Below are 12,012 nucleotides of genomic sequence, written 5' to 3'. Positions count from 1 at the left end.
CTCCGAAGACGCCAGAGGCGCTTATGTAGCGATCAATCGCGCGGCCGCCATCCGGACGCAAGCCTCGAACGCGGCAAGATCGTGCCAGACGTCGATCGGCATTTGCGCCGGCGTCACCAGCGGGCAGCCATGCAGCTCCAGCGCGTGGATCATCATGAGATTGTCGACGAGGCCGAAATCCTCGACCGTCAGCCCCTGCGCATCGATCAGCCGCCCGTCCTCGGACGTCACGTCCATGAAGCGACTGAGGCGGTCGGCATAGGCGGCGCCATCATTGGAATAGGCGAGGCAGAACTTGCGGCGGCCGGCCATGTAGCCGAGCTCGTAGACCGTGCCCGGATCGGCGCCGGCGCCGCGGAACGGCGTGAGGTTGGCGATGATCGCATCGGCGCCGTCCATCATCGCCTCGTTGCCGCAGAAGATCTGCCGCGAGGCGTCGGGAGCGGCGAGATCGATCTCGTTGTCGAGGGGATAGAGGCCGGTGAGGCCGTTCGCGGCACAGATCGCGACCTTCTGCCGGCCGATCTCGACCGCATCTGGCAGGAACACGTCGGGGCCTGCCAGATAGATTTTCATCAGAGCTGCTTCGCGGAAGGTCGAAGCTCGCTGTTAGGCGAGCTTGACCGTCTCGGCCTTGACGTCCTTGCCGAGCGCCTCGAACACCTTGGCGACGATGCCCTTGGCGTCGAGACCGGCACGACCGTACATCGCCGCCGGGGTGTCGTGGTCCTGGAACACGTCGGGCAGCACCATGGTGCGGAACCGCACCAGGCCGCTGTCGAGCGCGCCCTGGTCGGTCAGGTATTGCGCGACATGCGAGCCGAAACCGCCGACCGAGCCTTCCTCGATCGTGATCAGGATCTCGTGGTCGCGCGCGAGCTTGAGCACCAGCTCGGTGTCCAGCGGCTTCATGAAGCGCGCATCCGCGATCGTGGTCGAAAGGCCGTGGGCCGCGAGCTCGTCGGCGGCCTTCTCGCATTCGGCAAGGCGCGTGCCGAAGGAGAGCAGGGCGATCTTGCTGCCCTCGCGGACGATGCGGCCCTTGCCGATCTCGAGCGGAACGCCGATTTCGGGCATCTCGATGCCGCGGCCTTCGCCGCGCGGATAGCGCAGGGAACTCGGACGATCGTTGATCGCGACCTGGGTTGCGACCATGTGCACCAGCTCGGCTTCGTCGGCCGCCGCCATGATCACCATGTTCGGCAGACAGCCGAGATAGGCGTTGTCGAACGAGCCGGCATGGGTGGCGCCGTCGGCGCCGACGAGGCCGGCGCGGTCGATGGCGAAGCGCACGGGCAGGCTCTGGATCGCGACGTCATGCACGATCTGGTCGTAGCCACGCTGCAGGAAGGTCGAGTAGATCGCGCAGAAAGGCTTGTAGCCTTCGGTGGCGAGACCGGCGGCGAACGTCACCGCGTGTTGCTCGGCAATGCCGACGTCGAAGGTGCGGTCCGGGAACGCCTTGTTGAAGATGTCGACGCCGGTGCCGGAGGGCATCGCCGCGGTGATGGCGACGATCTTGTCGTCCTTCTCCGCTTCCTTGACGAGGCTCTGGCCGAACACGTTCTGATAGGCCGGCGCGTTCGGCTTGGACTTGGCCTGGGTGCCGGTCGCGACGTCGAACTTGACCACGGCGTGGTACTTGTCGGCGGAGGCTTCCGCCGGGCCGTAGCCCTTGCCCTTCTGCGTCACGACGTGGAGCAGGATCGGGCCGGTCTCCATGTCGCGCACGTTCTTCAGCACGGGCAGGAGATGGTCGAGGTTGTGGCCGTCGATCGGGCCGACGTAATAGAAGCCGAGCTCCTCGAACAGCGTGCCGCCGTCCATCATGAAGCCGCGGGAATATTCCTCGACGCGATTGGCGCGGTTGGCGAGGATCTTGGGCAGGCGCTGGTTGATCTGCTTGGCCACATCGCGCAGCGTGCGATAGGTCTTGCCGGAGTAGAGCCGCGACAGATAGGCGCTCATCGCGCCGACCGGCGGTGCGATCGACATGTCGTTGTCGTTGAGGATGACGATCAGGCGCGAGTTCATCGCCCCCGCATTGTTCATGGCCTCGTAGGCCATGCCCGCCGACATCGCGCCGTCACCGATGACGGCGATAACGTTGTTCTTGCCGCCGGAGAGGTCGCGCGCGACGGCCATGCCGAGGCCGGCGGAGATCGAGGTCGAGGAATGCGCGGCGCCGAACGGATCGTAATCGCTCTCGCTGCGCTTGGTGAAGCCGGACAGGCCGCCGCCGGTGCGCAGGGTACGGATGCGATCGCGCCGGCCGGTGAGGATCTTGTGCGGATAGGCCTGGTGGCCGACGTCCCAGATCAGACGGTCGCGCGGGGTGTCGAAGACGTAATGAATCGCAGTGGTGAGCTCGACCACGCCGAGGCCTGCGCCGAAGTGACCGCCGGTCACCGAGACGGCATCGATGGTCTCCTGACGCAGCTCGTCGGCGACCTGGCGAACCTGCTCGACCTTGAGCTTGCGCAGGTCGTCCGGCGTCCGGATGGTGTCGAGAAGCGGCGTTTTACTATATGCGTTCACGGCGATTTCCAATTTGTCAGCGCCGGAAGATTGTTCCGGTGCGCGATGGGTTTGCTCAATATCGGCGCAGCGCGAGTCCTTAAACCGTCGGAGCCACCTGCATGGGGCAAAGCCCCGTCTTCAAGCTTAGGTGAGCTTAAGTGCTCTCCGGTTCAGTCTCTGTGATCCCTGTCACTTAGATCGGCTTCGTCCATCCCAGCCAATTCATCAGCAGTTTGAAGCGCTTGTCGTCGGTAATCAGTGCCTACGCAAGGCTTACAAAAAGCCACACTCCGCGCAGCTTTACACCAAAGCTTGGGCCAAAGCCAACCCGCTGGGCCGATTACGGGCATGCACCTGCAACCCCCGGGCCAGAGTGGTTAATCCCAGCGCCAGCGGAAGGGTTCCAAGCTTGCCCGGTTCCTCGGCAAGGTTTTTGGCGTGCGGAAGCTATTTTTAGACGGATTTGGGAGGGCGAGGGGCCCTCTGCGGGAGGTTCCGTGATCTCCAGAGTGCCGGTTCGCTTGAATCAAGCAGCAGCAACGCCGACGGCGGCGTGCGATCATGAAAAATTGCCGGTGCCCGCTGCGTGAGATAGGCGGCTTTGAAGGCGGCCCTTACTGGACGTCAAGCGGCGCGGTGCCGGTGGCCTGGCCACTGGCATCGGTGGTGATCTTGTCGACGCGCGCCTCGGCCTGGCGCAGCAACTCCTCGCAGCGGCGCTTCAGGGCCTCGCCGCGCTCGTAGATCGTCACGGATTCCTCGAGCGGCACCTTGCCGTCCTCGAGCCGCTTCACGATGGTTTCGAGCTCCTCGATGGCGCGTTCGAAGGTCAGCCTGGAGATGTCGATTTGGGTATTTTCGGCCATATAAGTTTCCGATTGCCCGATTCGCTTCATGTCGGAGAAAGCAAAGTTTTGCGGGCGCAATGTGGCGGGTGTGTCAGGCGCCCATCAGGGCGCCGACATGCGCCGTAACAGATTCTTTCAGTCCTTGCAGGTCGTAGCCGCCCTCGAGCACAGAAACAACGCGCCCCCCGGCGGTCTTGTCGGCGAGGTCCATCAGCTTGCGCGTCACCCAGGCATAATCCTCCGCGCGCAAATTCAGCGACGCCAGCGGATCGCGATAATGCGCGTCGAAGCCGGCAGAGATGACGAGCAGCTCCGGGCTGAATTTTTCGAGCTGCGGCAGGATCAAACTTTCGAACGCGATGCGGAATTCCGGCCCGCCGTCCTCGGAGGCGAGCGGCGCGTTGACGATGGTGTCATGGTCGCCGCGCTCGCTCTTGGCACCGGTGCCCGGAAACAGCGGCATCTGGTGCGTCGAGCAGTACATCACGGTCGGGTCCGACCAGAAGATGTCCTGCGTGCCGTTGCCGTGATGCACGTCGAAATCGACGATGGCCGCGCGCTTGATGCCGTATTTGCGCTGCGCGTGGCGCGCGGCGATGGCGACATTGTCGAAGAAGCAGAAACCCATCGGCTTGCCGATCTCGGCGTGGTGGCCGGGCGGGCGCACCGCGACGAATGCGTTGCGATGCTCGCCCGCCATCACCGCTTCGGTCGCCGCGACCGCGCCACCAACGCCGCGCATCACCGCTTCCCACGTGCCCGGCGACATCGAGGTGTCGCCATCGATATAGACCTGTCCGCTGGTCGGCGCGATGTGGCGCAGCTCCGTGACGTAGTGCTCGTTGTGGCAGAGCGTGACGAGATCGAGATCGCCCTCCGGCGCCTGGTCGCGCACCAGGAACTGGAAGCGCTCATGCGACAGCGCCTCCTCCACCGCGCGCAGGCGGTCCGGCCTTTCAGGGTGTCCCGGCGGCGTGACGTGGTCGAGGCAGGCCTTGTGGGAGAGGAGAAGCGTACTCATCAGTCGGCCTCATGGGATGCGGGCTCTCGACGTCGCTTGGCGCATCCGGCGCCAAAACGCAAATGCAAAACCCAATCTATGCGTTCCCCCGGGAATGGCAAAGGGTGTCCCGAACCGGCCCGTTTGATCCGGATCAATTCACGCGCAGGATGCGGCTCAGCGGCAGCGGCCCGATCGGTCCGTGCGCCCTGAAGAACGCGAACAGCGCGTCGGCGTCGTAGCCGCCATATTGCGGCCCCGTGCCTTGTTTGGCGACCGTAAAGCCGTCGCCGCCAACTGCGAGGTAATCGTTGAGGGTGACGCGGTAGCCGCTTCCGGCTTCGATCAGCCTGCCATTGAGCGTCATCTTCTCGTTGATCACGCGCTCGCCGAATGGCTTCGCCGCATCCCAGGCGTAACTGAACCCGTTCGAGACCTGGAGAATCCGCGGCCGCTTCGGATCGAGCCATTGCTGCTCCAGCATGTCCTTGAGCTGGCTGCCCGTGAGCGTCATGGTGACGAGCCGGTTGCGGAACGGCTGGCTGGCGAAAACGTCGCCGAAGGTGATCGCGCCGTTCTCCTTCGGGACGATGTCGGTGCGGATACCGCCGGGATTGGTGAGCGCGATGACGGCGCTGCCGTCCTTGGCGTCCCTGGTCGCGGCGAGCTGCGCGTCCGCAATGACGTCGCCGAGCGGGCTTTCGCCGGCGTCGTTCGGCACGCGTGACAGCGCCTGCGTCACCGATCCAGCCGGGCGATTGGCGATCGGCGCCGAAAGCCTGTCGTAGGCGTCGATCAGTGCGGTCTGCTCGGGATCCCTGGGCAGCGAGGCGTTGGCGACGAGGACGTTCTCGGCCCGGGCGCTGACGACGTCGCGGGTTACCGGATCGAGCTTGAGGTCGATCGCGGTGACCAGCGTACCGTATTTGTCGCCGCTGGTGACGAGCCGCCCGTCAATATCGCAGACATAAGCACGATGGGTGTGGCCGCTGACGACGACGTCGACGGCGCGCTCGAATTTTTTCACGATGTCGACGATCGGCCCCGTGATGGCAGGGCATTCGTTGTAGTCGCCAGCCGGCTCGCCGCCCTGGTGGATCAGCACCACGATCGCCTCGACCCCACGCGCCTTCAGCTGCGGCACCAGCGCGTTCACCGTCTCGGCTTCGTCGCGGAATTCAAGACCCGTGATGCCCGATGGCGAGACGATGCCCGCGGTGTCCTTCAAGGTCAGCCCGATGAAGGCTATGGGGATGCCTTCGAACTCCCTGATCTCGTAAGGCGGCAGCACGCTCTTGCCCGTCGCCGTCTCGATGGTGGACGCCGCGAGATAGCGGAATTTGGCGCCCGTGAAGGGGTGCGGCCCCTGGCAGCCGTCGACGGGATGACAGCCCCCGTTCTGCATCCGCAACAGCTCGGTCTTGCCCTCGTCGAATTCGTGATTGCCGACCGAGGTGATCGCGAGCCCCATCATCGAGAGCGACTCGATCGAAGGCTCGTCGTGGAACATCGCCGACAGGAACGGGCTTGCGCCGATCAGGTCGCCGGCGGCGACGAAGATCGTGTTCTTGTGTCCCTCGCGCAGCTGCTTCACCAGCGTCGCCATGTATTCGGCACCGCCGGCCGCCACCATCACCTTCCTGGACTTGTCCTCGGGATCACTGATCCGGATGCCGCCCGGCGGTGGGCGCAGATTGCCGTGGAAATCGTTGATCGCGAGGATGCGCAGCTCGACGGGTGCGGCGGTTTGGGCGGACGCGGGCAGGGCGGCGAGCGCGAGCGCGAAGACGGTCAGGCGGAGAACATGTTGCATGAAACCAGACTAGTCGGTCCGCACGAAGATTTCACGAAAGTTCTCGCCGTCATTCCGCGGCGCTGCGCCGGACGACAGCCTACTTTTTCTTCTTTCTGCTCGCGAACGCGTTGAACGCGGCGGTGGCTTCTTCCGACTTCAGCCGCTCGCCGAACAAATGGGCCTCCTGGTCGATACGGCGGGTGAGCTCCTCGGATGCGACGCGGAGCAGTTTGCGCGAGGTCGCGACCGCTTCGGCGGGCAGCCGGCAGATATCGCGCGCCACCTTGCGCGCCTCGACCTCGGTATGTCCCGGCGAGACCACGGTGTTGACGAAGCCGGCGGCATGCGCTTCCGCGGCCGTAAAAGTCCGCCCCATCACCAGCATGGCGAAGGCGCGCTGGTAGCCCATCGTGTTCGGCATCAAGAGGCTGGACGCGCCGACCGGCACGAGCCCGAGATGGATGTAGGGCGCGGAGAAGGTTGCCGCGTTCGAGGCCAGCACATAGTCGCAATGGAACAGCATCACGGTGCCCATGCCGATCGATGCACCGTCCACGGCCGCGATCACCGGCTTGGCGTTGAGGGCGAGCGAATAGAGAAACTTGGCGCCGTCGGACAGCGTCTCGGGGCGCGACGTGTCGGCGTGCATGAAATCGTCGATATCATCGCCGGCGGTGAACACGCCGGAGCCTCCGGTGATGATCATGCAGCGGATGTCGGGATTGTTCTGCGCGGTGTCGATCGCGCGGCTCATCTCCCGATACATGTCCTGCGTGATCGCGTTCTTCTTGCTCGGGCGACGCAGGGTGATCACGCGTGTTCCGCGCTCTTCGGTGACGACGATATTGCCATTCGGCATGAGGGGGCCCCTGCGGTCGCCGCGATACTGACATTGGCTAGACTCGCGAAACGTCAGCCTACATCATCTTGCAGGCGTGCCAATGCGCTCGCTCAACCTTTTGGAGGTCGAATTCGCCCGAGACGGGCGCATCACGCTCCCGCCGTGTGACGCGTTGCAATAATCAGCTGCCATTTTCGATTGAAAAACCCCTGGTTGTGGTGCACGATCGCCTCGCGCCGCTCCATTTGGCCGATTGCCTGATTGATGATTGCCGCCACTCGTGTTGACGAATCCTCGCTGCACTATCGCGGCTGGCGCGTCGTGCTGGCCTGCTTCCTGATGGCTTTCTTCATGTTCGGCTTCGGCCTCTACGGCCAGGGCGTCTATCTCGCCGAACTCCAGCGCGCCCATGGCTGGCCGGGCACGCTGGTCTCCGCGGCCAGCACCTTCTCCTTTCTCCTGACTGCCGTCCTCGTCATCTTCACCGACGATCTGCTCGCCCGCATCGGGCTTCGGTCGCTGATCCTGTGCGGCCTGTCGGCGCTCGGCGCTTCGACGGTGCTGCTGGCGCTGCTGCAGACGCCCTGGCAGCTCTATCTCGCCTATGCGCTGATGTCGGTCGGCTGGACCGGCATGGGCACGGTGGTGATCGCGACCGTGCTGAACTCCTGGTTCGAACGGCGCCGCGGGCTCGCGCTCAGCCTCGCCTACAACGGCGCGACCTGCGGCGGCATCGTCCTCGTGCCGCTGCTGCTGTCGCTGAGCGCCAGCATCGGCTTCCGTTCCGCGATGCTGGCAGCCACGCTCGCGATGGTGGTGCTGGTGCTGCCGGTGGTGGTCATCTTCACCGGCTGGCGGACCGAAATGCCGCCGACGTCGGGTGGGGATTCATCCGCTGGCGGCACTGCCTTGCCTGCGGTTCACTCGCGCAAGACGCTGCTCGCCAACGCGGCGTTCTGGACCATGGTGCTGCCGATCGCGGTCGCGCTGCTGGCGCAGATGGGATTCATCATCCACCAGGTGACGTTTCTCGAACCGCTGATCGGCCGCGCCAGTGCGGGCCTTGCGGTCACCATCATGGCGGCGATGGCGGTGCTCGGGCGCCTGTCGCTCGGCCTGTTCGTCGACCGGCTCGATCCGCGGCTCGCCTGCGCGGCATCGATGACGAGCCAGGCGGCGGCTCTGTTCGTGCTTCTGCAAAGCACGAACCCGACCGTGCTGCTCGTGTGCTGCGCCGTCTACGGCTTCTCGATCGGCAACATGATCACGTTCCCGCCCTTGATCATCCAGCGCGAGATCGGCGCGAGCGCCTTCGCCGCCGCGATGGGACTGGGCACGTCGATCAGCGGCATCGTCAGTGCCTTCGGCCCCGGCATCGTCGGTCTCGTGCGCAGCGTAACCGGCGATTACACGACGGCATTTGCGATGTGCGTGGTGCTCGACCTGTTGGCGGCGGGCGTGGTGCTGTGGCGGCCGGGGCGACGTACCAAGCTCGCGGCTTCGTAGGATGGAGCGCAGCGCAATCCGGGATTCGTGCCACAAGCAATGACAGCGCCGGATTACGCTGCGCTTCATCCAGACTACGCCGTCCCAGCTACCCCAACAATACCGCATCCGCCGCCGCGACCGACTCCGCGCTTTCCGTCACGGTGCGCTCGAGCGCGCCGGCCTGCACGGCGATGTTCTCGGCGAAGAAGCGCGCCAGCGAGACGTAGCGCGCGGCGTCCGTGATGCCATCGGATTTCGCGGCGAGCGCTTCGGATGCCAGCATGCAGCCGCCGAGCGTGGCGGCGAACTGTTGCAGATACGGCGTCGCGCCGGCCAGCGCCTCGTTCGGCGCGGACGCAACCCGCTCCAGCAGCCATTTGCTGGTGCGCGTCAGCGCCTCCAGTGCCTCGCGCAACTTCACGCCCGTGGTGCCGAAGGCGGGATCGTTGGAAGCTTCGACCTGCTTCACGATGGCCGAGAGTTCGTCGAGCAGTGCCCACACCGATGCGCCGCCGTTGGCCGCGAGCTTTCGCGTGACGAGGTCGATGGCCTGGATGCCGTTGGTGCCCTCGTAGATCGCGGTGATGCGGGCATCGCGATAGTGTTGTGCCGCGCCGGTCTCCTCGATGAAGCCCATGCCGCCATGCACCTGCACGCCGAGATAGGCGACCTCGTTGCCGACATCGGTGGAATAGCCCTTGGCCATCGGCGTCAGCAGCGCCGCGCGCGCGGCAGCGTCCGCGCGGACCTTCGGATCGCTGGCGCGTGTCGAGACGTCGATCGCCACGGCGGTCGCATAGCAGATGGTACGCGCCGCCGCGGTCTGCGCCCGCATCCGCATCAGCATGCGCTTGACGTCGGGATGCACGAAGATCGCATCGGAGCCGTCACCCTTCTTGCCGAGAGCGCGGCCCTGCTTGCGCTCCTGTGCGTAAGACAATGCCTGCTGATAGGCGCGGTCGGCAACACCGACGCCTTCGAGGCCGACGCCGAGGCGGGCCTGGTTCATCATCGTGAACATGCAGCGCATGCCCTGGTTCTCTTCGCCGACCAGGAAGCCGATGGCGCCGCCATGATCGCCCATTGTCATGGTGCAAGTGGGCGAGGCATGCATGCCGAGCTTGTGCTCGACGCCGCTTGCGAAAATGTCGTTGCGCGCACCCAGCGAGCCGTCTTCGTTGACCATGAATTTCGGCACAAGGAACAGCGATATCCCCTTGGTGCCGGCCGGCGCGTCCGGCAGGCGCGCCAGCACGAAATGCACGATGTTGTCGGTCATGTCGTGCTCGCCATAGGTGATGAAGATCTTCGTCCCCTTGATGCGATAGGTGCCGTCGGCCTGCTTCTCGGCGCGGGTGCGCAGCGCGCCGACGTCGGAGCCGGCCTGCGGCTCGGTCAGCTGCATCGTGCCGGTCCATTCGCCGGAGACGAGCTTCTCGAGATAGATTTTCTTCAACTCGTCGCTGCCATGCGCGTCCAGCGCCTCCATCGCCGACGCCGTCAGCAGCGGGCAGAGGCCGAAGGCGACGTTGGCGGCGCTCCAGATCTCGGTGCAGGCGGCGTTGATCGCGAGCGGCAGGCCCTGGCCGCCAAAATCCTCGGGGCCGGAGACCGCGTTCCAGCCGCCCTCGGTCCAGCGCTTGTAGGCATCCGGCCAGCCCGGCGCGGTCGTGACCTTGCCGTCGCTGAGCTTGATGCCGTGCTCGTCGCCGACCTTGTTGAGCGGCGCCAGCACATCGGTTGCGAACTTGCCGGCTTCCTCCAGCACGGCGCTCACGATATCGCCGTCGAAATCGCCGTAATGGCCGGCCTCCATGGCAGCCTTCAGGCCGGCGCCGTGGTTGAGCGACAGCAGCATGTCAGAGATCGGCGCGCGGTAGGTCATGGCTCACTCCCGGGGAGACAGTTCTTGCCGCCGTATTCCCATGAAACGGGGGAGGTCTCAACTGTCAGGAGGGGTGGCGGAGCGGCCGTCGAGAGCGGGGTGGCGTAGCGCCCCTATCAGGCATGGCGCGGCGCCGCCGGCGCCTGTGGTATTTTGCCCCTCCGGGCGGTTGAAATGCCGCGCCTCTCCCTATAGACCGGCACCACTCGAGGGAATCCGCGGGCGCTCGTGTCGCCGCCGTTCCCACGGGCCTGATGGGGCGTAGCCAAGTGGTAAGGCAGCGGATTTTGATTCCGCCATTCGGAGGTTCGATCCCTCCCGCCCCAGCCAGCGCTTAGCTCGCGGCGCTTACTCGGTCGCTTCCATGTGGTTTTGGTCCACGACCCGCAGCGTCCGCCGCACCATGCCCTCGACAATGACCGTCGATTCGCTTGGACGCAGATGGATCGCCGTGGACCTGAGCAGCCATGGCAACACCGACTGCTCGAGCCGCTCTTCATAGGCGTGGCGCATCATGTCGAATGCCATCAGGCCTGGACCCGCCAGGATGACATGGTGTGGGCGCAGCACCGATATCGTTGCGGCGACCGCCTCGGCGAGGGCGCGACCTGCCTGCAGGAACAGCTGCTCGAGACGTGGATCGCCGCCCAGCGCACGCTCGCGCAACAGAGCCATCTGTCCTTCGGACGGCTGCTGCGAGTCCGCCGGCGGCAGATCGAGAAAGGTGCGGGCGTCGCGGTAGAGCGCATAATCGGCAAGATAAGCCTCGATGCAGCCGCGCTGGCCGCAGCGGCATTGCGGGCCGTCCGGCGCCAGCTTGACATGGCCGATCTCGCTGCCGGCGCCCCAGCGTGCTTCACCATCGGCAACGACGCCCATCCCGATGCCGTGACCGACCATGATCGTGGCCGAGAGGCCTTGCGCCAATGCCGGTTCGGCGGACGTGAGGGCGAGCGCGACCGCGACAGCGTCGTTCGCCATCACGACCTCGACCCCGAACGCCTGACGTATCGGCGTCGCCAGATCGACTTCGGTGATCGACAGCGCGGGACTCCACAGCGTCGTGCCGGTGTCGACGTTCACGATGCCTTGCAGCGCAATCCCGATTCCCAATAGCCGATGGCGCGGCGTCGCCGTCGCATCGAGCAGCGCATTGATCTGCGCGATCACGAGATCGCGCAGCGCGCCTGCATCGAGCGCGCGCGTCGACAGTGCAAGTCGCGACTGCGCCACGCCGGAGCCCCGGAAATCCGCGATCAGCGTCTCGATCAGGTTCATACGCACGGAGATCGCGACGATGCGCCCGAACTCCGGGTTCAAGGTCAGCAGCACGGCCGGCCGGCCGCGGCGACGGCCATTCGGCCCGTCCGCATCCTCTTCGTCGGGATCGTCGGACCATGCGGTTGCCGCTGTCTCGGTCTCGCACAGCATCTCTTCCGCGATCAGCCGCGACGTCAGGCCTGAAACGGCCGGGAAGCTCAATCCCGTGTTCCGGGCGAGCTCCACACGCGGCAACGGCCCTTGGCGTCGCAAGACTTCGACCAGGCGGCCACGGTTCGAGCCGCGGGCCACGGTTGAAACGCGTCTCGGCGGCTCAGTCTGGTCAACCATGTTGCCCCTTTAATTCTATTGGTG

The 12,012-nt window shown here is 65.4% G+C and carries 10 protein-coding genes and 1 tRNA gene; 2 read left to right on the top strand and 9 right to left on the bottom strand.

Annotation, left to right across the window (positions count from 1 at the left end):
- Positions 1 to 21 precede the first annotated feature (21 nt).
- From AC0L3K_RS15605 to AC0L3K_RS15575, 7 genes are all read right to left on the bottom strand, one after another.
- Entirely contained in the window at positions 22 to 576 is a 555-nt protein-coding gene (locus AC0L3K_RS15605) for a nucleoside 2-deoxyribosyltransferase (RefSeq protein WP_354161873.1), read from the bottom strand.
- A 33-nt stretch (positions 577 to 609) separates the two neighbouring features.
- Positions 610 to 2,538: a 1-deoxy-D-xylulose-5-phosphate synthase gene (gene dxs / locus AC0L3K_RS15600; RefSeq protein ID WP_007594649.1), complete on the bottom strand. Its 1,929-nt coding sequence runs from the start codon at positions 2,536 to 2,538 to the stop codon at positions 610 to 612.
- A 596-nt stretch (positions 2,539 to 3,134) separates the two neighbouring features.
- Positions 3,135 to 3,386, bottom strand: a complete 252-nt coding sequence (locus AC0L3K_RS15595; protein WP_007594646.1) for an exodeoxyribonuclease VII small subunit — start codon at positions 3,384 to 3,386, stop codon at positions 3,135 to 3,137.
- A 73-nt stretch (positions 3,387 to 3,459) separates the two neighbouring features.
- The gene (locus tag AC0L3K_RS15590; RefSeq protein ID WP_219678554.1) at positions 3,460 to 4,389 is read right to left on the bottom strand and encodes a histone deacetylase family protein; all 930 of its coding nucleotides are present in this window, start codon (positions 4,387 to 4,389) and stop codon (positions 3,460 to 3,462) included.
- 133 nt (positions 4,390 to 4,522) lie between these two features.
- A complete protein-coding gene (locus AC0L3K_RS15585) occupies positions 4,523 to 6,181 on the bottom strand; it encodes a bifunctional metallophosphatase/5'-nucleotidase (RefSeq protein ID WP_219678552.1) in 1,659 nt (552 codons plus the stop codon).
- A 79-nt stretch (positions 6,182 to 6,260) separates the two neighbouring features.
- Entirely contained in the window at positions 6,261 to 7,022 is a 762-nt protein-coding gene (locus AC0L3K_RS15580; protein WP_007594643.1) for an enoyl-CoA hydratase-related protein, read from the bottom strand.
- A gap of 131 nt (positions 7,023 to 7,153) precedes the next feature.
- Positions 7,154 to 7,282, bottom strand: a complete 129-nt coding sequence (locus AC0L3K_RS15575) for a hypothetical protein (RefSeq protein WP_256375804.1) — start codon at positions 7,280 to 7,282, stop codon at positions 7,154 to 7,156.
- Here AC0L3K_RS15575 and AC0L3K_RS15570 point away from each other — a divergent pair.
- Positions 7,269 to 8,510, top strand: coding sequence for an MFS transporter (locus AC0L3K_RS15570; RefSeq protein WP_473254318.1), 1,242 nt, complete (start codon positions 7,269 to 7,271; stop codon positions 8,508 to 8,510). The genes AC0L3K_RS15575 and AC0L3K_RS15570 overlap by 14 nt on opposite strands.
- An 88-nt stretch (positions 8,511 to 8,598) precedes the next feature.
- On the opposite strand, the gene AC0L3K_RS15565 is transcribed toward AC0L3K_RS15570, so the two are convergent.
- Entirely contained in the window at positions 8,599 to 10,377 is a 1,779-nt protein-coding gene (locus tag AC0L3K_RS15565) for an acyl-CoA dehydrogenase (RefSeq protein WP_473254317.1), read from the bottom strand.
- Between the two features lie 255 nt (positions 10,378 to 10,632).
- Here AC0L3K_RS15565 and AC0L3K_RS15560 point away from each other — a divergent pair.
- Positions 10,633 to 10,707: transfer RNA gene (locus AC0L3K_RS15560), tRNA-Gln, on the top strand.
- Between the two features lie 18 nt (positions 10,708 to 10,725).
- Here the strand turns inward: AC0L3K_RS15560 and AC0L3K_RS15555 are convergent.
- Positions 10,726 to 11,988: an ROK family protein gene (locus tag AC0L3K_RS15555; RefSeq protein WP_219685146.1), complete on the bottom strand. Its 1,263-nt coding sequence runs from the start codon at positions 11,986 to 11,988 to the stop codon at positions 10,726 to 10,728.
- Positions 11,989 to 12,012: the final 24 nt, after the last annotated feature.

The sequence above is a fragment of the Bradyrhizobium sp. MI1.10 genome (genome assembly GCF_055811035.1).
This window is presented reverse-complemented; position numbering and strand designations above follow the sequence as displayed.